We start from the raw sequence: 24,116 nt of genomic DNA on the forward strand, positions 1-24,116 counted from the left end.
GGAGGTTTGGCGCGATTGCAACCTTTTCCATATGAAGTGATGCGTGAGCGCCAGGATGCGCTTGAGAGGCTTGATCTTCGCATCCGCTGGGGCTATTACGATATTCATGTGCTGCGTTTTCACCTGACCCAGTTTCTTCCCGGCAAAATCGTCAACTTTCACAAGCATGCCGAGTTCGAGTTTCATTTTATACCGCAGGGCAAGGGGACCGTTATTCTGGTCGATATGCCGTATGCGCTGAACGAAGGCATGTTTTATTTGACTGGACCTGATGTGCTGCATTATCAGGAGGCAAGCCCGGATGACATTATGGATGAGCTGTGCCTGCATGTCGATATTATCGATCGCAGATTGCAGCCCGGCCCTTCCCCTGTTACGGAAGCGGATGATTGGGAAATTGCCGAGGCCGATGATTGCATCAGCAAGCTTCGCACGCTGCCGCTGTTTCCGGCCGATGATGTGCATCAGGCTATGCCTCTGTTTCTGGAAGCTTATGAAGCTTGCTCGCGGCATTATACGGGCAGCTATACGACAATTAGACAAAATGTCATTCAAATATTGCTTCGCGCAGTGCGCGCTTATGACACGGTGAAGGAGCCGGAGCAGGCCCACTTACCCACCCGGGATATGAAGGCTTACCGCTATCGTCTCGCGATGGAATATATACAGGCTAACTACTCTGGCGAGGTCACGCTTGAGGACGTGGCCGACAAGCTGAATTTAAGCTCGCGGCATATTCAGCGGGTGTTCAAGGAGGCCGGGGACGGCCAGTCCTTCAGTGCCACACTCGAAAACATGCGCCTCAAGGCGGTATGCCATGCGCTTGCCGAAAGCACGCAGTCGATTGAAAAAATCGCCCAGCAAACGGGTTTTGCCAATGCCAACTATTTGCATGCGGTGTTTCGCAAACGTTTTGATATGACCCCTTCCGAATACCGCGCGCAGCAGCTGTCCATCATGTAGTAAAGGATGATAATCGCAATGTCCAAGACGTTAAAAATCGGAATTATCGGCAGCGGCGGCATCGCAGGCGCCCATGCCAGAGCGTATAAGCAAATGCTTGGCGTAGAAGTTGCCGCTGTCGCGGATATTATTCCCGGCCGCGCCGGGCAATTTATCGAGCACTGGGAACTGCCCCATGCGGCGGCCTATGAGGACTACCGTCAGCTGCTCGACACGGAGCTAGATGGCGTCAGCATTTGCACGCCAAATGTGGCCCATTTTCAAACGACGGTTGATGCGCTAAATGCAGGCAAGCATGTTATGCTGGAAAAACCGATGTCGGTCACGCTTGAAGAAGCGGTGACGATGGCGGAGACAGCGCTCAAAACGGGCAATATGCTCAACATCGGCTTCCAGCCGCGCTATGACCCGAATATGGCGATCATTCGCGACCTTATCTCGTCCGGCGAGCTGGGCAAAGTGTATTATGTAGAAACGGGAGGCGGACGCCGCCGCGGCATGCCAGGCGGAACCTTTATCCGCAAGGATATTGCCGGAGCTGGCGCGATGGCCGACATCGGCTGCTATTCGCTCGACATGGCGATGAATGCGCTCGGCTATCCGAAGCCGCTGACGGTATCGGCGTTTACGTCTAACCATTTTGGCACGAACCCGCTGTACCATAAGGAAGCGGATAAGTTTGACGTCGAGGATTTCGGCGTGGCAATGATTCGTTTCGAAGGCGATATTGTGCTTAATTTCAAAATCTCTTGGGCGATGCATATGGACTCGCTCGGCGCTGCCCTCTTTCTCGGTACTAATGCCGGACTCAAGGTTACGCCTTCCGGCTCCGGCCCTTGGAGCGGCGTATTCGATGGCAGTGTAGGCTCCATCACGATGTTCCATGATGTACAAGGACATCATACAGAAAGCCCGATTCCGGTTATTCAGCACCAAACGGATTTATTCCATGCCAAGGTGTGGGATTTTGCCGAAGCGGTGCGCGACGGAAGACCGGCTCCTATCCCGGGCAGCCAAATCGTGCGCAATCAAGCCGTTATTGATGGCATTATCCGTTCTGCTCAGACGAAAAAGGAAGTCGATATCTTTTTGCCTTCCCCGTTTGCGTAAAAGGCTATTTAAAGGCAGCTCCGCTGCGTAAAAGATTTGGTTTTCGATCGCTGTTGCTTCTCAAATACAAACCTTTCACTCCGGTCGCCTTTTGAAGACTTTTAAAACAATTGCTGAAGTACTTCAAATTCAAACCAAAATTCAAGGAGGATTTTATTATGTCTAAAACTCATCGTATTGCGATTATCGGCTGCGGCGGTATCGCGGGTGGCAAGCATTTGCCAAGCCTTAGCACCATTAAAAGCGTGCAAATCGTCGCTTTCTGCGACATTGAAGAGCATCGCGCACAGGAGGCTGCCGCGAAGTATGGTGCGGAAGGCGCTCGCGTATACACCGACTACACTGAGCTGTTGAAGGACGAAACCATTGAAATCGTTCACGTCTGTACGCCAAATGATTCCCATGCCGTCATCGCAATCGCTGCGCTGGAAGCTGGCAAGCATGTTATGTGCGAGAAGCCAATGGCGAAAACAGCAGCAGATGCGAAGCTTATGATGGAAACCGCTCGCCGTACTGGCAAAAAATTGACGATCGGCTACAATAACCGTTTCCGTCCAGACAGCCAGCAGCTGAAGAAAATTTGTGAAAATGGCGAGCTGGGCGAAGTGTATTACGCGAAAGCACATGCGATCCGTCGCCGCGCTGTACCAACATGGGGCGTATTCCTTGATGAAGAAAAACAAGGCGGCGGCCCGCTAATCGATATCGGTACTCACGCGCTGGATTTGACGCTGTGGATGATGGACAACTACAAGCCGAAGGTTGTGCTTGGAACGGCATACCACAAGCTGTCGCAGCGTGAAAATGCAGCCAACGCTTGGGGCCCTTGGGACCCTGCCAAGTTTACCGTTGAAGATTCCGCTTTCGGCATGATCGTCATGGAAAATGGCGCGACGATTTCCCTTGAGTCCAGCTGGGCGCTGAACACACTGGATATTGACGAAGCAAAATGCTCGCTGTCCGGTACAGAAGGCGGAGCAGACATGAAAGGCGGACTGCGAATCAATGGCGAAAATCACAGCCGTCTTTACACGACCGACATTGAGCTGAAATCCGGAGGCGTCGCTTTCTTTGACGGTGCAGATTCCGGCCGCGACTCCGATTTGGAAATGAGAATGTGGCTGAAAGCGATTGAAGACGACACTGATCCGGTTGTAACGCCAGAGCAAGCCTATGTCGTGTCGCAAATTTTGGAAGCCATTTATGAGTCCGCTCGCACAGGAAAAGCCGTTTATTTGTAATAGCTAGCTGCTTCATGAAGCTAAACCTAAAAATCAAGCCTGCTCCCTATCCGAACGCGGAAGGAGCAGGCTTTTTTTCACTAAACAATTACAGTTCTGCTCATCGATCATGTTATTATAGAACTATACTCCGTTTTCAAGGAGGAGCGAGCTCAAGCTTTTTATCGGCGTTTTATGTACGCTTGCAGGGCTTGGGGCCATCATTGCTTATTTGCTTTAGGGGATATTTGCTAAACAAGCATACAAATTTAACCGATCCGAAGGAAGCTTAGCAGCTCGGAGAGGTAGCAGATAGGGGAATTCCGTTGCAGGGCTACCAGGAAAAAAGAGATCTCGAACGCACCGCTGTCCGCATTTTCATTAATCTCTACAACCATAATTATGAGAGCAAGCTCCGGCTCCTCTATCAGCGCGAACGACCGGATGCCGTGCTTCAGCATCGGAACCATCACATGATCGGCGTTGAAATTACCCACCTGTTCTATGACTCCGAAGAAGCGAAAAGGCTGCTGGGCCGCTCCCAATCGCGCAATCTCAATCAAGAGGTTGTCGAAATGCTGATCGCCGAGTTGAACAAGCGTATCCAGACGAAGGAAATGAAAATAAACAATTACGCGACTGCTTATCCGATCGCGTTAATTATTCGAAATGCTTCCCCCGCCTTCGGCATGTCCGACATTTTGCGTGCCAAGGAGCTCATTTATAAGCCGCAAGGCCGGTTTACCCATGTATGGTTTTTATCTCGCGATGGATCAGACGAGTGGTTGATGAAGGATTTGCAGCAGCTGTAGGCTTAAGCCTTAGAGCTGTCCTGCCCTTACACTCACATTCATAGCCGCGCCAATTTTACTATAGGCATAAATGGACCAATCCCCGCTCATGCCATCAGCCTCTAATTGTTCAAAGGTATGCGTAATTTGCTCGCCTTTGCGGATAGGCTTAGCCGTCACAGTCTCTTCTTCATTCCGTTTAATATTCAAATAAATCGTAGAGTCCCCTTTGTTTTCTACGGAAATGCTCAAAACCTTGCCGTCCGCCGGCATCGTTGTAAGCGACCCCGTATAGGCGCTTTGACCACTCTGATTAGTTAGGGCAATCAGTTCTTTTTTGTAAGATATTGCGCTTGCCGCCTGATCCACACTCTCCGTCATTTGAATGCTTGCTGCTGTCGAGGCTGCATTTGCTTTTGCAGTTGCAGTTGTAGTTGGTACGGGATCAGCAGGAACAGCAACTTGCTCTGGCGCATTGCGATTGCCAAAGCCAAAAAAAGCAATCAGGATAATAAGTATAGTTATACTGAAAAGAATCAACGTTTTATTTTTCATATCATCGTAATCCTCCAAACATATATTAAAAAAACTACGCCCCTCTTACGACCGTCACACCTCGATCTGCTCATACAATTGCCGCGAGAGCGCAGAGGGTTGAATGTTCAGCTCAGCCAGCTGCTCCTTTAGTTTGCGATAGACGCGATGCACTTGATGGTGCTCGCCCATGAACAAATAGGCGTGCATCGCACAGCGATAAGCTTCTTCTTCATACGGCGATTGAATAATTGCGCTCTCCGCAGCCTCAGCTGCCTTTTTCCCATTTTTTTGAGCGAGATATTGGGATGAAAGCTTAAGCAGCCACTCCATTGAAAAATGCTCCAGCCGCTGATGCCATTCTACAGCCCAATCATAATCCTCTTGGGCAAGCAGCTCTTGCCCATACATCTGCAACGTCTGCTCCATCTGCACAATAGATGTCTCTGCAGGAGGCTGCAGCTCTAAAGAAGCGGATATAAAAGCAAATACATCCGCCTTAATCCTTTTCATATCCAGACGATATTGCTCGTTTTTATAGCTGACCATCTGTTCAATGCCGATTTGCCGCAAGCCTTTCCGCAGCAGGCTGACACAGGTGTGCAAATAGATTTTAGCTTTCTCGTACGGTTCGTCAGCCCAGAGGCTTGCAATGATGCGATCACGGTGAACGCCCGACGTCATATGACCATGCAGCAGCAAATAAGCAAACAGTTCTTTCTCCTTGGCCGTCCGCCACGTCAGCTGCATGCCGTTTGCAGATTGGACATGAAATACACCGAGCATATGTACGATAAGTTCTTCCTTGCAGCCAGCTACCAGATCAAGTGCAGCGGATTGCACCCTCACGCCCTTGTCCCTTGTCAGTCGTTCAATGGTTCGGGACAAACGCTCCATTTCAATCGGCTTTAGCAAATAATCAATCGCCTCGTGTTCAAAAGCCGCTACAGCGTAATGATCGTAAGCGGTTGTAAAAACAATAGCTGCATCGGGATCAGCCTCATTTATGTAGGCGGCCAGCTCCAAGCCGCTCATTTCCGGCATTTCTATATCCAGAAACCAAATATGCGGCCGCTTGTGCCGAAGCGCTTCCAGCGCCTCAAAGCCGTTGATGTATCGTCCCGCGACGGTCACTTTCTCGGTGCGAGCAAGAAAAATTTCCAAAATGTTTAACGCATGAAGCTCATCATCTACCAAATACGCCTGCAGCACCGCGATACTCCTCTCCTTCCACTACTGGAATGGAAACATAATCGTTACCTTTGTACCTGCGCCTGGCTCACTGGTAATGGCAGGCTCTTGTCCACTCAGATGCTTCAGCCGCCGCTGTACATTTTGCAAACCGATGCCCTGCCCTCCAGCCCTTTTATTCAATAAGGCTTGTGCCTGCTGCTGTGGCATGCCAACGCCATCGTCCTCGACTACAACCTGCACCATGTCCTCAAGCCTTCGAATCGACAGGCGTACGGTTCCCCCGCTAATTTTTTTGGACACCCCATGGCGAATCGCATTTTCCACCAGCGGCTCAATGAGAAGCGGCATAATTTTGCAGGAATGGAGCGTGTCATCTACATCAAATTCCACTTGAAGCCGGCTGCCAAATCGCTCCCGTTCAATTTCTACATAAGCCCGGACAAGCTCCATTTCTTTGCTGAGCGGAATCGTTTCCTCTGAATTATCCAGATGAAAAAGAATGCGCAAATAACGGCTGAAGCTGCCCAGCAGCTCGCCTGCTCTCGGACCATCTGTAAAGCATAATGACATAATCGTGCCCAAGGCATTATACAAAAAATGCGGCTTGATCTGCGATCGCAGAAACGCCATTTCATTGCCCGCTGCTTCCTTGACCAACCGTTTCATCCCAAGCAGCGTATGTACACGTACGAGAATTTCTCCCGCATCAAGCGGGCGCGTAATAAAATCATTTCCACCCGCTCTCAGACATGCTTCAACATCTGCGGGTGTGCCGCGCATATTAATAAATAATACCGGAAGCTCGGCTTGGGTAAAGTCATTTCGAATTCGTTTGCACAGCACATAGCCTGTTGCAGGCGGAAGCAGCGCATCCACAATAACCAAATCTGGCTTCCGCTGCCGCTCCAGAAGCTTTTGCGCCTCCGTATCGGAGCCCGCGAACATCATCTGAAAGCCTTCTGTAGAAAGCAATGTACTCAAATGCTCCATATCTGCGAGATCTGCGGTAGCAATAAGTATCACTGCCGAAGCTCCACCATGGCTGCGTTCCCCATGCCATTCATGTTTGGCTCGGGCAGCGGCAACCTCTGAAAGGGCCTTCCCATCTACTATTTTTGCAGATTTCAGTTCGATTTGAATGTATTCCTCCGCATCATGAATGAGAAGCGTCCCACCCATTAAGCGGATAAGCTCTGAGGCAAAAGACAATCCTGCCGCAACACTGCTTGACTCCTTTGCAGAAAAACCCTCCTCCATCCTATCGCCTATTGGCTCCGTTAAGCGAGGCTTGTACCTTAGAATGATTCGCACGTTTTCATCCTGCTTTAAACACTCGAATATAAGCTCCCTATGGCTCCGCCGGCCAATCATGTGATAAACGATGCTGTATAGCACCTGCTGCAGCCTGCTCTCGTCGGCCATAATATAGCGGGCTTCGGGCTCGATTTTCCGCATGAGGACGATCCCTTTTCCATTAACTAGAAAGCCAAGCACCTCAACAACGACTGAGATGGAGGACATGAGATCAACCGTGCCCATTGCCACCTTCATGCTGCCATCTTTAAAGCGCGACATGTCGATCAAATCATTTACGTGATTCGACATTCGGTGGGCAGTATTGCGTATGAGCTGCAGCTTCTCACGTATGCCAATCTCGTCCGTCTGACGCAGCGGCGACCCCAGAAGCGATTTCGATAAATGAAGGATGCTGTGCAGCGGCGAGTTCAACTCATGGGAGGTTAGCAGTAAAAACTCATTCTTAGCCTTATCTGCCAGCTGTAATTGATGAGCAAGCTGTTGCATGGAATCATAAGCGCTGACATATTGATAAACGATCAGCATGGCAAAAGCACCGAGAAGCAGCAGAGTCGCTCCATTGAGCAAAATTTGGCTTATCGGGTTCCATACCACTACGATCGCCAGTGCGCTGTTGATAAGCATCATCCATACGCATGTAATAAGCAATTGAAACTGCGCTTTGCTGATGCTCCCATATTCGCCCCGCACATACTGGGACAGGAGCATGACAGAGGCCGCTACATAGGTAAACAGAATAACTAAATAAATACTGTCTTGAGCATACGAATAAATGTGAAACGGCAGTAGCACAATCAAAGTCACATATAGAGCTAATAAAGCACTTGCAGCCTGCAGCCATCTCCGAATCATTAGCCGTGCTGCAATTCGCGATACAATAACAAATACAATAGCAGGTACGCTATACACCGCGATATACTTCAGCTTGAAGGCAGCCTCAAAGGGCATTTCCGGAAAAAACTGCAGCAGCAGCCGCTCCCCATTTGTAAATACAATGAGTGCGAAACCAATAAAGAACAGCCCATACAGCAATTGAAGCCCATCTCGATGCAGACGAAAGTACAAATAAAAAAACAAAAGCCCCAAAATCAGGACAATTCCTATCGTTAATAACTCAAGCCCAGACTGCAGGGTCGTTCTCGCTTCGATACGCTGACTAAGGCCCAGATCAATGGCACCGTTAATACCGCCGCTATGAAAATCAAAATTAGCCACTTGCAGCACAATTTCAATCTCCGTACCCTCCGAGTGAAAATACACCGTATAAGGCACATTGCGCGGTTGGTAGGTTTCAACAGAACTCCCTGGCTGGCCAGATCGCCCGAGCAGCTGTCCATTGACATACATCGCATCGGAAAAACGAACATAACGTTTGGCTATCGCCAGCGGCTCATTCGGCGGCACATTTCGCACAAGCAGCCGGTACGTTCCATAGCCTTTCCCAGTCATTAAATCACCATTATTATGCTGCGCTTCGTTCCAGTTGCCTGGCACATGAATGATAACGGGCCTCGCCTTTGCTTGCCTAATTTCCTCTGGCGACAACAGCTGATTCGGATAAAACGCCCACTCCCCATCCAAGGAAACGACTCGCTTATCCAGCCATTCCACGCTAGGCAAAGTTAAAATGCCCTGCTTCGCCGTGAGCGTCTCGCGGAAGCCTATCATTTGCTGCAATAAAACTAGCGCGAGGAGCAGCGTCATGATGCCAAGTCCCAGTAGAAAGCGATCTGTTCTGATGTGGCGCACCTCAGCCCCCCTTGCTTGCGATAATCGTTTATTTTTACGGTCATAGGTTAACTTCATAGCGTTCGTATCTATTTAAGGCTGTGCTTCCTTTATTTTCTCATTCTCGAATTGCCCTGTCTATCCTTTAAAACATCCGCCGCCGCTGATTACAGCTTGCACAACGATGAAATCCCGCCTGCCCCTGAGTTGGTGAGGACAAAAGGCGTGGAGAACAGACTCCTAAAACATAGATGCCGCCTGAAAAGCTTCAAACGCCCAATTGAAATCTCAAGTTATCAAGTTCTCTACAATTTCGCCATTACACCTCCAATATAATAAATCCCTCTTAACAATCACTTAAAACTCGCGTGAAAACTTGAAAAAGGGAAGCTGAACATCCTAACTAAAACTAAGTATTTGACTAGGATGTGTATGCAAACCAGAGTTGGCCTGCTGCTTACTTAGTGCTTACTTAGTGCTTACTTAGTGCTTACTTAGTGCTTACTTCTTGCTTATTCAAGACAAACCTCGTATACCGAGTTAAGGCTGGGGACAGCCGGATAGGTGCGTTGCTGAGATTACTATTACTGAAACCACTGTGGCTGAGACCCCGCAGTTCGGGAACGCTCCCTTTTTTTGGCGGACTGAGGTTCCGCTATTCTGGCTTTTGCTCCGATTTCAGGCCGTAAGCGGACAGGAAATCCGTTATCGTCCTCATTATCCCGTCAAATTGGCTGTTGGCAGCGCATTAGCTGCTCCTGAGTCCGCGGACTGTGCCATAACCCGTGATTTTGTTGAAATAGCGGCTGCTGTGTCCGCCAAGTCCATCATTGGGCAGGGAGTATACCGGATTCGGTTGCGATACTGCGGCGGGAATGCGTTTGACGCTAAAATCAATCAGCATCTGGCTCGCTTACGTTCACATACACGCCCTAATCACATAAAAAAACGATGGAGCAAACGGCAGCACGCCGTTTAACTCCATCGCTTTAATGGTGATCCTATTTAGCTGGATGTCTCCATACCTGTGCTAAATCACTTTCATTTACTAGTCTCTCTTGCCTTATAAGCTAGCTTTCCCGCGAAAATATTTCTTCACAACCTCATACGCCAGCTTTGGCCTGCGATAGCGGTCTACAATGCCTTTGCTGTTCTGCGTACCAGCGCGGGCGAGCAGCCAGCCCGTGCCCTCGGTTACCCGGCAATCGCAAAACTGCCAGATGAACATGCCGGACATGTACTCCCGAGAGGTGTACGCCTGCAAATTCGCTTCTATAATATCCGCCTGGCGCTCCTCCGTGCCGCGTACCCGGTTCGGGTCGCGCAAGCCATAATGGCCGTCGCCGCCGAACTCGCTCATAATCATCGGCTTGCCCGCACCGCCTGCGGCATCGGCCCAGCCTCGCGCCGCATCGCACAGCTCGCCTGGATCTTCATCGCCGTACCAGCCCGGATACAAATTACATGACACAATGTCCGCCAGGTCAAAGCAAATTTCCTTCTCGCGGTGATGGGAGGCAAACGTTAGCGGCCTGCTGCTGTCCATGGCCCGAATTTGCTCCAGCTGCCGTTTGTAGTGAATGCGTCCTTCCTCCAAGTCGCTGGCGCATTCATTCAGAATTGCCCAAATGACAATCGAGGGATGATTATAATGCTGCTCGACCATCTCTCGATTAACCTGCTCGCACTGCCAAATAAAATTTGGATTGCGCATTTGCTCAATCGACAAGCCGCGGGCATGATTTTCTTCCCATACGAGCACGCCGTGCTCATCGCATAAATCGAGGAATCGCTCATCATTCGGATAATGGCTCGTACGCACTGCATTAGCGCCCATATCCAGCATCAACTGCAAATCCTGTGCCATGAGCGGCAGCGGGAATGATGACCCCGTCAGCGGATGATCCTCATGGCGATTAAATCCTTGAAGTACGATATCCTCGCCGTTCAGCTGAATGCGTCCACGCTCCGTCGTAACCGTACGGAAGCCGACGCGTTCCACCAAATCATCGACAGGAGCCGTTTGCCCTTCAATTTGCAGCAAAACCTGCAGCAGATACAAAGCCGGATTTTCCTGCGACCAAGACTGCACCTGATCAATGCTGAAAACGCCGCCTACTGTGACCGTCTCTCCCGGCTGCAAGCTTACACTGCCAAGCTCCAGCGTCTGCCCTGCAATTAATGCCGTCAGCTTAGCAGTCAGCTGCACCTGCGTATGCTTCTTCGATAGCGCCGGATAACGGACGCAAGCGCGAATGTCTGCCTGCCAGCTGCCAGCACTTTGCTGCTCTGCTTCCGATTCGGATTCTATTTCCATTTCTGATCCTGTTTCTGATCCTATCTTTGTTTTTGTTTCTGTTTTTGCAGTTAACCCTTTCAATGGGGTAAATGATAGGCGCTCAACAAACAGCTCCTGAATTTCCTCCAGCATGACAGGACGAATAATTCCGCCGTATGTATAATAATCGTTTGGAACGTGGAGCGACGACGCTTCGCTAAAAGAATTATCCACGAGCACGGCAAGCTCATGTGTGCCCGCTTCAACATCGCGAATGACGGCATCGAATGCCGTATATGCATTATAATGGCGGGCAACCGGCTTCCCATCAAAAAACACATTAGCTGTATGGCTGACGCCTTTAAAAATAAGGCGAAGCGACGTCCTTTTTTCTACGGTCACCTTCGTGCGGTAAACGCCTCTGCCACTGTATGTCAGCAGCTCCGGATGGGTTTCCCAGCAGCCCGGAACGGCTAGCTTATATCGATATTCCAATGCTTCCAGCTGAATTTCCCCATCCGGCACCGTAACAAAATCCCACATACCGCCGAGCTCTCTTACTTTTCGAATCGTATTGGTCTGAAATAATCTGGACATGCTTTGCCTCCCCAATATGGCTTTAACGCCCCTATTGTAAACGCTACTATTTTATCACTATTTCCGTTTTTTGCAAGGTGCCTCATTAACAGAAAAAGCAGTCTCCCTCTCCAAAAAACGGTCGTTTAATAGGCGTGCTTGCTTTAACTAGGGGACTAGCTAACGTGCTATTTTCTAAAACGCTAAGCTGCCATTCAGCGGAGCTTCAGCTTCTATTCAGCTTTCTAGCCGATACGTAAATCGTGGGCCTGCCGGCAGTGATAATGATAAAGGAGAATGGAATATGTCTGTATCCATTAATACGTATTATAAAAATTCGTTGCAGCAGCCATCGTTGCTTGATCAATCCAGCACAGCAGCCAAGCAATCCCACCTTCAAAGCGATGATAAAAAGAAATCAGCCGACTCCCTGCAGCTCAGCCAAGAAATGCTGGGTTATATGAGCGGTTATCAGCAGCAATATGCCCGTACAACAGAAATATACAGCCCAGACTCCAGCGTAAGCGAGTTAACGACTGAACAGAAAAAATCCATTCTGGTCCATTTGCAGTGGCAGTTGCATGCATCTCTTGCCTTCCAACAGGGCGATGATGGTTCGACACTCGGGACGGATACAGACGGCGGCCCATTAGGACTGATGAATGATGCGTTGTCCGGCATCGACCTGTCCACAGCTACCGATGAGGAAATTACGAATTTGTTCGACGAAATGAAGCAAACCATGAATGCTAATAGGCCGGCTCCTCCACAGGGGCCTCCGCCTGCCCCTTCTGAGGAAGCTTTTTCAGCGAAAGAGCTGACGACCGAGCAAATCCGCTCCTTGCTGACGGATTTACAAACTCAGCTTGGGAATATCGATCTAACCGATGAGAATGAGGACGACGAAAATAGCAATGATCATACAGATGGTATATTGTTCACCGCTATTAAAAATGCCGTGTCTGAAGTGGATATATCTAGCGCTACGGATGAGGAGATTTTGAATCTGCTTGATACGATTACGGAACTATTGGAAAGCAATCGCCCAGAGCCGCCACCGCTTCCAGACAGGTCTGAGTTAATTAAAGCAAGCTGCAAGTGAAATCACGGAAGCAAGCGTTGGATTGCCTCCCATGCTTAGATCGCTGAGCGGTGTGCTGCCTCCCTTTGCATGGCAAATAGCTGCTGATGCGGATGTAGATCTGGATGCCGATGAGTGGTCAGGCGATTCTACTACGGAGATTGATCTTCGTGCGGATTATAGACAGCAATTGATCCAAGACCTCCAAACCCAGCTAAGCAAGTTCAGCTCATAATAAATGAATCAGGCATAAGCCTGCATTGAACGGCAAGGCCCACACATGCTTAACCAAATGATCCTCTAGTGAACGGAAGTCATACCGGGGATCGTTGAAGGAATGAGTGTAAATAGCAAATACACGAGTCCCCGTACAGTGAACACTTCTAAAATGTCCAGCATGCGGGTACTCGTGTATAATACAAACGCTTTTACTATTCTTTCTTGTCCTGTCAACTGCTCATAAATGCGGTTTTAAGCTTCGCTTAGTGCCTTTGCGGCATAACGATTTTCAGGAATCGGTAGCTCTAGGTTGCCACGCAGCGTATCATGCTCATACTCCGTCCGGTAGATGCCCCGCTCCTGCAAAATCGGCACGACTAGATCAACGAAGTCATCCAGCCCTTTAGGCACGGAGGAATGGATAATGAAGCCATCGGCGCCCTCTTCCTCATGCCAGCGCTGAATTAAATCAGCGATTTTCTCCGGCGTACCGATAAAGTCGGTGCGCGGCGTTGCTGCGCTGAGCGCGACTTGGCGCAGCGTCAAGCCGTGCTCCCGAGCTTTGCTCTTGATTTTGTCTGTGCCGCTGCGGAAGCTGTTGCTGCCGAGATCGCCAATGTCCGGGAACGGCTCATCGAGCGGAAATTGCGAGAAGTCGAAATGCTCGAAAAACCGGCCCAAAAATTGCAGCGCCTTATCAATCGATACGAGACTTGCAAGCTCCTCGTATTTGCGATCTGCTTCTTCCTGTGTGCGTCCGATAATCGGAGAAATGCCAGGGAAAATGCCAATTTCATCGGCCGACCGACCGTACGCTGCCGCTCTAGTTTTCACATCGAGATAAAAGGCTTTTGCTTCCTCCAACGATTCATGCCCCGTAAATACAGCATCGGCGCTTTTCGCTGCCAAATTGCGTCCATCCTCCGAGGACCCCGCTTGAAATACAACCGGATGGCCCTGCTTCGAGCGGGCGATATTAAGCGGCCCCTGAACGGAGAAAAACTCGCCTTTATGATTCAGACGATGCAGCTTCTCCGGATCAAAAAATACGCCCGACTCCTTATTCCGCACAAAAGCATCATCTTCCCACGAATCCCAGAGGCCGCGTGTTACCTCCAAATATTCCTCGGCAATGCGGTAGCGCTGCGGATGCGTCGGATGATCCGCTTTGCTGTAGTTTTTCGCCGAGCCTTCAAGCGGAGAGGTTACGACATTCCAGCCGCCGCGCCCGCCGCTAATATGATCGAGCGAAGCAAACTGCCGCGCTACGGTGAACGGCTCGCTGTAGGACGTCGACAGTGTGCCGACCAAGCCGATCTTCGACGTGACCGCCGCGAGCGCGGAAAGAATCGTCAGCGGCTCAAAGCGATTCAAGAAATGAGGCAGCGAATGCTCGGTAATATAGAGTCCATCGGCAATAAATACAAGATCGAACTTGCCTGCTTCCGCCTTCTGTGCCTGCTGCTTGTAAAATTCAAAATTAACGCTAGCATCCGTCACCGCATCCTGATGTCTCCAAGCCCCAACGTGACCGCCAACCCCATGTACAATCGCACCTAATTTGATTTTTTTACGCTTAGCCATAACCGATTCCTCCTCCGGATTTTTATGAAGACAATAATGCCGTTTCCTGAAGCTGCAGCTTGTAGCATTTCACCAAAACATCGCCATTGTACATTTCCTTGTCCTTCGCCCGTTCAAAGCCAAGCTTCTCATAAAGCTTGATCGCCGATGCCATTAAATCCGAGGTGTGCAAATGCAGCGTGGAAGCTCCTAGTGCGAGCGAGCGGCGAATGCTTTCCTTGATCAGCTCAGTCGCAACGCCAAGCCCTCGGGCCTCCGGCGCTACCCCAAGCAAACGGATAATCGGCGACTCAATTTCCAGCTCTGGACGCCCATAGGCGATAGCCGAAGAAGTGAACAGCAGCACGCTGCCGACGATTTCCCCATTAACCTCCGCAATAATGCGCGCCTGAGGACCTTCCTTATCAACCGATTCAATAATAGACGCCTTATAATCTAGCCAGCGATCTGGTGACATAACAGCCTCGTACTGCGAATAAGCAGCTACGACGATACGCAAAATCGCCTCGCGGTCTTCCGCTACCGCATCCCGAACTTCAACTTTGATTTTCGCCACACTATACACACCTTTCGCATGATTTTTATCGGAATTATAGGTTAAAAAAGAGCTTTGACCGCTACATCTATAAGGCGACGTCTACTCGCTCCTGAGTTATTCCGTACGTTTATTGTTCATTCGCTTCGCCGAACGATTCCAAATAACGGCTTGCGAGATTGGCAAAATACGCAGCAGTCAGCGGCAGCGCCTGCTCATCAATATCGAAGGCCGGATGATGCCATTCCTGCGGGCCCGCTGTTCCCATGAAGAAAAACAATCCCGGCACTTGCTTCTGATAAAAAGCGAAGTCCTCGCCCGCAGAAGACGGAAGCGGCTCTACAACATTCAGCTTCGTATCGTGGGCTGCTGCGATTGCGGCTTCTACTAAAGCAGTGTCATTTTGAACCGCTGGCGGCCCTTTAATCCAGCGTACCGCCGCAGTTGCGCCGAACGCTGCCGCTACATTTTCCGCCACCTGCTTAAAGCGCTCCAGCACATGCTGCCTCACCTGCTCGTCAAAGGTGCGAATCGTCCCGTCGAAGACGGCCTTTTCCGCTATGACATTCCAGGCAGTGCCGCTTTGAATGCGCGTCACGCTAATGACCGCGCTGAGCAGCGGGCTGACATTGCGGCTGACGATCGATTGCAGTGCCGTCACAATATGCGCCGCCGTCACAATCGGATCGATGCTTGCCTCTGGCACAGCGGCATGACTGCCCTTGCCTGTCACCTCAACAACAAAGCCATCGGCTGCTGCCATTATCGGTCCCGGCTTAATCCCAACCGTGCCGACGGGCAAATCCGGCTTATTATGAATCCCATAAATCGCCCCCACACCTTCAAGCGCGCCGCTTGCAATGACCGCCTGCGCTCCCGTCGCCTTTTCCTCCGACGGCTGAAAAATAAGGCGCACCGTTCCCGCCAGCGTCTCCTCGCGCTGCTTCAGCAGCAAGGCTGCACCGATGAGCGAAGCGGTATGATAATCATGCCCGCAAGCATGCATTTTCCCAGCGGCCTGCGATGCATAGGGCAGTCCCGTTTCCTCTTGAATCGGCAGCGCGTCAATATCGGCCCGCAAAGCAAGTACAGGCCCGCTGCGTTTGCCGCCTACTTCGGCAACTACACCCGTTTTCAGTCCATAATCGACGACGCGAATGCCCGCTTCCGTGAGCCATTGTTGAATGGCCTTCGTCGTAGCAAACTCTTCATTTGATAATTCGGGATGCTGGTGAAGCTGGCGCCGTATTTCAATTAGCTTTGCGCCTAGCTGCTGCGTCCTCTCAGCCGCCTGTGTATCTGCCATGCTAAAGACCTCCCTTCGCCTTTTACTCCAGCCTATTCATGCTGCCTGCCCTGCTATTCATCTTTCTAGCTTTCTACAGCAAGCTCAGCGAATGCCTCAGATAACAGCTCATAGGAACGAATTCTAGCTTCAAAATCCTTCACCGCTGTCGTGACGATAAATTCATTAACGTGATGCTTCTGCTGCCATTCCAGCAGCCGCCTCCGAACGGTCTCCTTCGAGCCTTTCGTAATTTCCGCTTCCTTCACTTCAACGGTATAGGTCTGGCCCGATTGCCTGCCGAATTCTTCCGCCTGTTCGACGGTTCCGACCGTCAGCGTCTTACCGTTTTCCAAATGAATTTTGACGTTTTTATGGTCAGAGGCCAGATGCGCGGCTTCCTCATCGGTATTTGCAGCAATGAGCGACAACGCCAAAATCGCCTGCGGCTGCTTGCCTTTATCCGAGCGGAACTCCGCATGATAGGCAGTTAGCGCCTCTTCCGCAACAGCCGCATCGCTATTAATAAATTGGGCAAACACATACGGATAACCCGCTTCCGCTGCCAGCTTCGCACTAGCCACACTGGCGCCAAGCACGAAAATCTCGGCCGGCTGCTCAGGCACAGGAGAAGCCTGAAGGCCAGCAAGCGCATGATCCGCAGGCAGCGTATTTTGCACAAAATGCTCTAATTCCACCAGCTTATCCTGCAAGGACTGCTCCTGTGAAATGCCTTTCTGCAAAGCCTGCGTGGAACGGGGCAGCCCGCCTGGCGCCCGGCCAATGCCCAAATCTACGCGTCCTGGAGCAAGTGTCGCCAGCAAATTAAAGTTTTCCGCTACTTTATAAGGGCTATAATGCTGCAGCATTATCCCGCCTGAGCCGATGCGAATGCTTTTTGTTTGAGCAAGCAAAAACGAGATCAGCACCTCAGGGGAGGAGCCTGCAACTTGCGCCGAATCATGATGCTCGGATACCCAGAAGCGGTTGTAGCCGAGCTGCTCCGCCTTTTTCACCAGTGTAAGTGTATTTTGAAAAGCCTCTGCCGGGGTGCTCCCTGGAAAAACAGGGCTTTGGTCTAAAATGCTAAGCTTAATCGCCATATTCATTCTCTCCCATCGTCGATTGCCTCGTAACGCTCGTTTATATGCTGTAGCTAGGTTCCGGCGCGATACGCTTCAGAAACTGCTTCGTTCTCTCTTCCTTCGGCTTGCCAAATAGCTCACTCGGCTTGCCTTCCTCGACGATGACGCCGCCATCCATAAAGACGACATGGTTTGCGACATCGCGGGCGAAGCCCATTTCATGCGTGACGACGATCATCGTAATGCCTTCTCCAGCGATTTTGCGAATGACGTCAAGCACCTCGCCCACAAGCTCCGGGTCAAGCGCCGACGTCGGCTCATCGAACAAAATCACTTCCGGGTTCAGCGCAAGCGCCCGGGCGATGCCTACCCGCTGCTGCTGCCCGCCGGACAGCTCGCTTGGGTAGGCGTCAAGCTTCGCCGCAAGCCCTACCTTTTCGAGCATTTGCGTGCTGCGCCGCCTTGCTTCATCTTTGGGCAGCTTCTGCACAATGAGCAGCCCTTCCATTACATTTTCCAGCGCCGTCTTATGCTTGAATAAATTGTAATGCTGGAACACCATTGCGGAGCGCTGGCGCAGGTTGTGAATATCTTTTTTCCCTGCTGCCTTGAAGTCCAGCTCGAATTCGCCAATGCGGATTTGCCCATTATCGGGCTTCTCCAAATAATTGATGCAGCGCAGCAAGGTTGTTTTACCTGAACCGCTTGGGCCCAAAATAACAACGACCTCGCCTTTTTCCACCGTCAAATCGATGGATTGAAGCACCTGATTTTTCCCGAACGACTTGGAAATTTGCTTCAGTTCAATCATGCTACGCCACCTCGATTGTATTTATTAATTCTCCGCTCCAGCCAAGCTGTCGCCTGCTCGATTAAGATCGTCATGCCCCAGAACAGCACCGCAGCTGCAATGTAGGCCTCAAGAAACTTCCAATTGGTCGCCGCGACAATTTGCGCCTGGGCGTTGATTTCAACGACAGATACGGTAAAAGCAAGCGTTGAACCGTGCAGCATGCCGATCAAATTGTTGGATAAATTCGGCAGGCAGACGGCGAGCGCCTGCGGTAGTACGATGCGGCGCAGTGCCTGCGGCGTCGTCATCCCAATGGAATAGGCAGCCTCCATCTGTCCGCGGTTCACAGCAAGAATGCCTGCGCGCACAACCTCCGACATGTAGGCGCCTGCTGTAATCGAGAAAGAAATATAAGCAAAGCCGATTAACGGAATGACCGTTGAATTAAAGCCAAGTCCCAGTGCGCTAGCCAACCCATCGATGATGATCGGAAGGCCGAAATAGATCAGCAGCAAATGCATAAGCATCGGCGTGCCGCGAATGAATAGCACATAAGCGCTAGCCAGCGGATATAAGACGGGAATCCGATAAATCCGAATGAGGGCAACAGCAGTACCAATAATGAAACCGACGAGCACGGAGACGATCGTAATATAAAGCGTATTCGGCAGCGCCTTGAACAAGCTGAGAAAGGCCGTCCATATAAATCCGGGGTCTAGTGACATCAAGCTCAGCCTCCTTTCTCCAAGCGCGTAATGAGCGTCCGCTTCCACAGCCTTCTTTTTCCATAACGCACAACCGGTTCAGCCACTTGCTTCTCATGACGCAGCAGCCTGCGCTCCAAATAATGGAAGGTCCGTTCCAAAGCAGTGCTGATTACAAAATAAATGAGCGACAAAGCGATATAGGTTTCAATAAAATGCTGGGTCGCCGAGGCGAGCGTCTGCGACTTGCCTGTCATTTCCATCGCTCCCAGCGTGAATGCCAGTGATGTATCCTTCAAGTTGCCGATGACGAGATTCGCTAATATCGGTATCGATATCGCCAGCGCCTGCGGCAGCACAATACGGGTAAACGCCTGATAGCCGCTCATGCCAATCGCATAAGCCGCCTCTACCTGACCACGATCCACCCCATTGACCGCTGCCCGAATCGCCTCGGATATAAAAGCGCCACTGTGGAGAGCATAAGCCAAAATAACGAAAACGAGCACATTGGCCCGCGATACATCAATATGAACGAGCTTGAGCAATTCCGGGAGGCCGTAATAAATGAGAAAGAGCTGAATCAATATCGGCGTTCCACGGAAAAAGGATACATATACCTGCGAAGCACGCTGCAATACGGGAATTTTGTAGAGCCGGGGCAGCGCGATGATAAAACCAACGACGAGCCCCAGCAAAATGGATGCAGCCACAATAAACAAGGTAATATGCAGGTAAGACAGCAATTTGGGTAAGAAATCCAGCAAGTAATGAATATCAAATTTTCTGCCCATATGTTTCCCTCCGTCTTACACCCTTGACCAGCAAGTTAGTAGCACCATTTATTTTTTTACAACTTCATCAAGCGGTTTTGTATAATCTTCGCCAAGCCACTCGATGCTCAGCTTCGAAAGCGTTCCGTCAGCTTTAACCTCTTTAATTGCGGCATCCAGTTTGTCAGCCAGCTCCTGGCTGTCTTTGCGGAGCACGAACAGCACATCGGATTGAATAAGCGGGTCGCCTACCGTCTTCATCGCAGGATTGCCATCCGTATCAGGGTAGAAAGGAAGCGAGAAATCGGTAGCGAGCGTTGCATCTACGCGTCCGCTTTTGAGCAAAGCAATACGGTCATTGGCTGCGCCGCTGGAGTAAACAATTTCATAAGGATTGTTATGCTCCTTGTTGTATTGCTCTAGGAAAAAGGCCTGGTTGCTCGTTGGCGATGTAAATATTTTTTTGCCTGTCAGATCGTCGATCGAATTAATCGTTGTGTTGTCTCTATACACCGCTATTTTCGAAAGGAAAATGCTGTACGGCTCTTTATTAAAAAGGAATTTAGCTTCACGCTCTGGATTTTTCTCCATTTGGTGAGCGACAAAATCGATTTTTTTCGTCTCCAGGCTTAGCAGCAAGCTGGAAAATTCTTGCGTTTGGAATTCAAACTCATATTCCGGCAGGCGTTTATCCAGCTCTCTAACGAGCTCAACGTCGAAGCCTGTCAGCTTGCCATCCTCATCGATAAAGCATACATTCGGAAACTGGGTGCCCGTGCCGACAATAATTTTCTTCACTTCCTGAGCTGGGCTCGCGCTTGCTCCCGCACCGCTGTCCGCCGTTTCTTTCGTGCCATTATTTGCAGCTCCGCACGCCGTCAGCGTAAAGGACAAAACAAGCAGCGTAGCTAAAAAAGTTCTTTTTTTCATAAAAATCGTTCCCCCATGTCATGATCATTTTTATAATACCTATAATTCCTACCTACTAAGTAAGAATTGTTCTGTCACTAATTTATCATCCGCTCATCAAACCGTCAATGCCCCGGATAATAGGGTTTTTCTATTCTCTTATCTAAACATTCGATAGGTCTGCCTCTGGGCAGCTGTTCCTATTGTTGCATTCGCTTGTTTTAGGCCCGGCTGACGAAAGGCAGCGCTTTGACAAGCTTCACCAAGCTATCGAAAAAAGGGCTGCTCTCGCCGTTCAGCATAATCAGGTTCGTATCAAGCGACAAGCCATCCACCTCCGGAATCGTAATCGGAAAAAGCTGTCCTGCCTGAACCTCGTCATAGGCAGACAGACTTGGCAGGAAGCAGATCCCCAGCTTTTGCAGCACGAGCCGCTTCGCGGTTTCCAAATTATCTGTGTGGCAGGACATTTCCGGCGGTTCATTGAGCGACTCAAAAACCCGCTGCAGCCTTACCCAGTCAAGCGCCCCACATTCAAAAAACACAAGCGGCTGGTTGCCTATCGCCCTCAGCGTAATTTGCTTCTCCTTCAGAAAGGGGTGGCCTTCATACACATGCAGCCGAATCGCATCATCCAGCAGCTTAACCGAGCGCAAGCCGGGATGAGTCGTTTGACGGACAAAGCCGATATCGACCTCTTTGTTCAGCACCATCTCCACAATATCATCCGTCTTGGCAGTCACCGTCTTGAAGCGAATGCCGGGATGCTTCTCCTTCAGCGCTGGCAGCAGCCTCGGCACCAAATAGTTCGCCGTCGACACGGTACAGCCAATTCTCAGCTGGGCGGGCATCTCCTGCTTCTGATGCAGCTGCTTGCGCCCCTTTTCCAGCGTCTGCAAAATTTGCTGAGCGTAAGGAAGGAATCGCTTGCCTTCCTCGGTCAATTGAATTTGCTTGCCCATCCGGTCAAATAGCTTGCAATCAAGCTCCCGCTCCAGCGACTGAATTCTCGCCGTTACGGACGGCTGGGAAAGAAACAGGCTTTCCGCTGCCTTATTGAAGCTGCCGTAATAAATGACATAGACGAATGCTTCTATATTTTCGATATTCACCGGAAGAGCCTCCTCGCAAAATACAACTTAACCAACTTGTTAACTTGGAATTATGTTGTGATAATGGTAATCCACATCTACCTAGGTGTCAATGGGCGAAGGAGAAAAAATTAGGTACAGAAAAAAAGCCCCCACAGCTGGACCATTTTAAATGGCCAATCTATGGGGACCATACGTTAGTCCAGTAGGGAGGAGATTTGAATGCTCTCGACTTTCTTATTTACGATATGGAAATTCATGACATCCACATAGTTGGCCGGCGAATAGCGGTAATCATCCTCTTCATCGGACACCTCTCCTCCAAGCAGGTTCCCTTCGGGATAGGCTTCTTGCAGCTTCTCGATACTGTCGCCGACTTTGATATTGCGGACCGTCGTATAATTAGAATCGGTTATCTTGATATTGAAAATCTTGAACTGCTTCCCTTCCGCTGAATCAATAGTTTTAATGACAACGCCTGGATAGGTGTACTGTTTCTCCGTGAATCCAATCAGGTTATCCATATTCGTGCCATCTCCCGCGGCATAGGTGTGGGACTTGATCGCTGTGGCTTTGCCCAGCATGCCTTCAAGCTTAGCATCGTCTACGATGTCAGAGAGGGCAATGGTATGGTCATTATGCACAAAAGACAGCTCTTTCAGAACCACATTGCCTTCTTTCTTAATGGTGCCTTCCTTAATAACCTTCGAATTGGAGCCGGATGCTTCACTTGCTGCCGGAGAAGCTGGGTCGACGGCAGTAGTCCCCGCCTGGTTCTCCTGGCATGCTGCCAGTAGTGTCATTGCCAATACCGTTGTCAACGCTATGGTTGCTGATTTCTTCATTTTTTTCATCATTATCCCTCCAAGAGTTATTGTCTACGTCTTATGAGGTCATTATAGGAAAACCATTTAGTATTGTCATAGCAGTCTTGTAACATTCTTGTAACTTCACCTTTCACAACGAAGGCAGAACGATGGACACGGTGGTTCCAACACTCACTTTGCTCTCAATAACGATATATCCGCCGAACTTTTCGGCAATTTCCTTGCAAATGGACAGTCCTAACCCTGAACCCTTGGCCACATTGGTATTTTCCGCCCGGTAGAATCTTTCCTGAACCCGTGCTATATCCTCCATGAAAATCCCAATTCCCTGGTCAGTGATTTGGACGACCGCTTCCTGCTGCCGGATGAAGGTCTCTACCCGGATATGAGTGTCGGTATTCGAATACTTGATGGCGTTATCGAGAATATTCGCAATGGCATGTGATAGCAATATCGTATTGGCATATACAAAAGCCGCTTTAGCCAGCTTTACTTCCACTGTCATTCGTTTCTGCTCCGCTCTGGGTCTCAGGTCGGCAACCACTCGCTCCGTCAGATCCGATATATTTATTTTTTCGATACCTATCTCTTTGGGGCCAGCTTTGTCGAATCTGGCCAACATTAACAACTCATTGATGAGCGCGGTGAGCCGTTCCGATTCATTGACAAGATGGTAATAGATCTTCTGCAAATCTTTGTCCTCATTCTCTCCCTCATATAAATACTGGGAAAATCCCCGGATTGCGGCGAGCGGTGTTTTCAGCTCATGAGATACGTTAGAGACAAACTGCTTCTGATATTGAATATAATCGTTCAGTTGAATGCCCATCTGGTTCAATCCTGCCGCAAGCATTCCCAGCTCATCTTTTCTGTTCAGATGGACTTGCTCAAATTGCTGCTTGGAGAATTGTTCTGTAGCCGCCAGCAGATATTTAATCGGTTTGGTCGTTGTACGGGCAATATATAGGCTTGAGAACGTCATCAAAATTAGGAATCCGCCTGCGCCCATAAATAAGATGGAACGGATTCGATTCATAATATCGTAAAAATAAGAGAGGTCTTCCACAAACTCGAACACAAACACATTTTGATAATATTTATCCTGAATGGGAATTGAGAAATAGAGCCTTTTATCTTCAGTAACCGAATACGAATAATTTCCTTGCAGCGCACTTTCTATATTTTTCTTGAAAATGACAGGCGTCCCGTCGTTGACGATAATGCCATTCTCCGCGTGTCCCAAAAGATTCAACTGGCTGTCATAAATCCGCACTTCCTTGCCCGTAGCCTTTAACGTTTCCAGAGCCGTTCTGAATACGTCTGGGGTTTGCCCCTGATCTGACGGTTCTTCATCATATTTAGCGAGTATTTCCCGGAATGACAGTTCGCTCAAATCAGCCTTTTCAATCATTTGCTTCTCAATGGTTACGAAGCTATAATAATCAATCGCTTTATCCACCGATATAATGATGACGGCAAAGGATAATATAGAGAAAAATAAATAATTCAACAAGAGCCG

22 protein-coding genes are annotated in these 24,116 nt (G+C 49.8%); 6 read left to right on the plus strand and 16 right to left on the minus strand.

The annotated features are described in order from the left end of the window. Nucleotides 1-15 precede the first annotated feature (15 nt). The 4 genes from AC50X8_RS03360 to AC50X8_RS03375 all read left to right on the plus strand — a co-directional run bounded on the left by AC50X8_RS03360 (nucleotide 16) and on the right by AC50X8_RS03375 (nucleotide 4,105). The gene (locus tag AC50X8_RS03360) at nucleotides 16-963 is read left to right on the plus strand and encodes a helix-turn-helix domain-containing protein (protein WP_494878587.1); all 948 of its coding nucleotides are present in this window, start codon (nucleotides 16-18) and stop codon (nucleotides 961-963) included. Between the two features lie 18 nt (nucleotides 964-981). Next, nucleotides 982-2,073: a Gfo/Idh/MocA family protein gene (locus tag AC50X8_RS03365; RefSeq protein ID WP_056043283.1), complete on the plus strand. Its 1,092-nt coding sequence runs from the start codon at nucleotides 982-984 to the stop codon at nucleotides 2,071-2,073. Nucleotides 2,074-2,231: 158 nt separating this feature from the next. After that, nucleotides 2,232-3,314, plus strand: a complete 1,083-nt coding sequence (locus AC50X8_RS03370; protein WP_056043280.1) for a Gfo/Idh/MocA family protein — start codon at nucleotides 2,232-2,234, stop codon at nucleotides 3,312-3,314. 305 nt (nucleotides 3,315-3,619) lie between these two features. Next, nucleotides 3,620-4,105: a hypothetical protein gene (locus AC50X8_RS03375; protein ID WP_056043277.1), complete on the plus strand. Its 486-nt coding sequence runs from the start codon at nucleotides 3,620-3,622 to the stop codon at nucleotides 4,103-4,105. 9 nt (nucleotides 4,106-4,114) lie between these two features. Here the strand turns inward: AC50X8_RS03375 and AC50X8_RS03380 are convergent, their stop codons facing one another. The 5 genes from AC50X8_RS03380 to AC50X8_RS03400 all read right to left on the minus strand — a co-directional run bounded on the left by AC50X8_RS03380 (nucleotide 4,115) and on the right by AC50X8_RS03400 (nucleotide 11,732). After that, nucleotides 4,115-4,639 (minus strand): hypothetical protein, encoded by a 525-nt coding sequence (locus tag AC50X8_RS03380; protein ID WP_056043276.1) that lies wholly within the window; start codon nucleotides 4,637-4,639, stop codon nucleotides 4,115-4,117. Nucleotides 4,640-4,693: 54 nt separating this feature from the next. Beyond that, entirely contained in the window at nucleotides 4,694-5,830 is a 1,137-nt protein-coding gene (locus tag AC50X8_RS03385; RefSeq protein WP_494878590.1) for a response regulator, read from the minus strand. A gap of 21 nt (nucleotides 5,831-5,851) precedes the next feature. Next, on the minus strand, nucleotides 5,852-8,878 hold the full coding sequence (locus AC50X8_RS03390; RefSeq protein ID WP_494878592.1) for a histidine kinase: 3,027 nt from the start codon (nucleotides 8,876-8,878) through the stop codon (nucleotides 5,852-5,854). 727 nt (nucleotides 8,879-9,605) lie between these two features. After that, nucleotides 9,606-9,761 carry a hypothetical protein gene (locus tag AC50X8_RS03395; RefSeq protein WP_155973636.1) on the minus strand — a complete coding sequence of 52 codons (156 nt, stop codon included), beginning with the start codon at nucleotides 9,759-9,761 and terminating at the stop codon, nucleotides 9,606-9,608. A 159-nt stretch (nucleotides 9,762-9,920) separates the two neighbouring features. After that, complete coding sequence (locus tag AC50X8_RS03400; protein WP_494878594.1) at nucleotides 9,921-11,732, minus strand: glycoside hydrolase family 2 protein; 1,812 nt, start codon at nucleotides 11,730-11,732, stop codon at nucleotides 9,921-9,923. Nucleotides 11,733-12,015: 283 nt separating this feature from the next. Here AC50X8_RS03400 and AC50X8_RS03405 point away from each other — a divergent pair, with 283 nt between their 5' ends. Next, entirely contained in the window at nucleotides 12,016-12,813 is a 798-nt protein-coding gene (locus tag AC50X8_RS03405; RefSeq protein WP_494878596.1) for a hypothetical protein, read from the plus strand. 31 nt (nucleotides 12,814-12,844) lie between these two features. Continuing rightward, nucleotides 12,845-13,027 (plus strand): hypothetical protein, encoded by a 183-nt coding sequence (locus AC50X8_RS03410; protein WP_494878598.1) that lies wholly within the window; start codon nucleotides 12,845-12,847, stop codon nucleotides 13,025-13,027. 236 nt (nucleotides 13,028-13,263) lie between these two features. Here AC50X8_RS03410 and AC50X8_RS03415 read toward each other — a convergent pair whose 3' ends face one another. The 11 genes from AC50X8_RS03415 to AC50X8_RS03465 all read right to left on the minus strand — a co-directional run bounded on the left by AC50X8_RS03415 (nucleotide 13,264) and on the right by AC50X8_RS03465 (nucleotide 24,107). Beyond that, nucleotides 13,264-14,595, minus strand: coding sequence for an LLM class flavin-dependent oxidoreductase (locus tag AC50X8_RS03415; protein ID WP_056043263.1), 1,332 nt, complete (start codon nucleotides 14,593-14,595; stop codon nucleotides 13,264-13,266). Nucleotides 14,596-14,617: 22 nt separating this feature from the next. Further along, complete coding sequence (locus AC50X8_RS03420; protein ID WP_235533347.1) at nucleotides 14,618-15,151, minus strand: GNAT family N-acetyltransferase; 534 nt, start codon at nucleotides 15,149-15,151, stop codon at nucleotides 14,618-14,620. Nucleotides 15,152-15,260: 109 nt separating this feature from the next. After that, the gene (locus AC50X8_RS03425; protein WP_494878600.1) at nucleotides 15,261-16,436 is read right to left on the minus strand and encodes an amidohydrolase; all 1,176 of its coding nucleotides are present in this window, start codon (nucleotides 16,434-16,436) and stop codon (nucleotides 15,261-15,263) included. A gap of 65 nt (nucleotides 16,437-16,501) precedes the next feature. Next, the gene (locus AC50X8_RS03430; protein WP_494857706.1) at nucleotides 16,502-17,518 is read right to left on the minus strand and encodes an LLM class flavin-dependent oxidoreductase; all 1,017 of its coding nucleotides are present in this window, start codon (nucleotides 17,516-17,518) and stop codon (nucleotides 16,502-16,504) included. A gap of 40 nt (nucleotides 17,519-17,558) precedes the next feature. Next, complete coding sequence (locus tag AC50X8_RS03435) at nucleotides 17,559-18,311, minus strand: amino acid ABC transporter ATP-binding protein (protein WP_099519254.1); 753 nt, start codon at nucleotides 18,309-18,311, stop codon at nucleotides 17,559-17,561. Next, a complete protein-coding gene (locus AC50X8_RS03440; RefSeq protein ID WP_056043252.1) occupies nucleotides 18,308-19,018 on the minus strand; it encodes an amino acid ABC transporter permease in 711 nt (236 codons plus the stop codon). Before AC50X8_RS03440 ends, AC50X8_RS03435 begins: the two co-directional genes overlap by 4 nt. Nucleotides 19,019-19,023: 5 nt before the next feature. Beyond that, nucleotides 19,024-19,791, minus strand: a complete 768-nt coding sequence (locus AC50X8_RS03445; protein WP_056043249.1) for an amino acid ABC transporter permease — start codon at nucleotides 19,789-19,791, stop codon at nucleotides 19,024-19,026. Nucleotides 19,792-19,839: 48 nt separating this feature from the next. Continuing rightward, nucleotides 19,840-20,700 (minus strand): transporter substrate-binding domain-containing protein, encoded by an 861-nt coding sequence (locus tag AC50X8_RS03450; protein ID WP_056043246.1) that lies wholly within the window; start codon nucleotides 20,698-20,700, stop codon nucleotides 19,840-19,842. Nucleotides 20,701-20,900: 200 nt separating this feature from the next. Next, complete coding sequence (locus tag AC50X8_RS03455) at nucleotides 20,901-21,791, minus strand: LysR substrate-binding domain-containing protein (RefSeq protein WP_494878602.1); 891 nt, start codon at nucleotides 21,789-21,791, stop codon at nucleotides 20,901-20,903. Nucleotides 21,792-21,967: 176 nt separating this feature from the next. After that, nucleotides 21,968-22,624, minus strand: a complete 657-nt coding sequence (locus tag AC50X8_RS03460; protein WP_494878604.1) for a hypothetical protein — start codon at nucleotides 22,622-22,624, stop codon at nucleotides 21,968-21,970. Between the two features lie 103 nt (nucleotides 22,625-22,727). After that, nucleotides 22,728-24,107, minus strand: a complete 1,380-nt coding sequence (locus tag AC50X8_RS03465) for a sensor histidine kinase (RefSeq protein ID WP_494878606.1) — start codon at nucleotides 24,105-24,107, stop codon at nucleotides 22,728-22,730. Between the last annotated feature and the right edge of the window lie 9 nt (nucleotides 24,108-24,116).

The sequence above is a fragment of the Paenibacillus sp. JT22N15 genome (assembly GCF_059383755.1).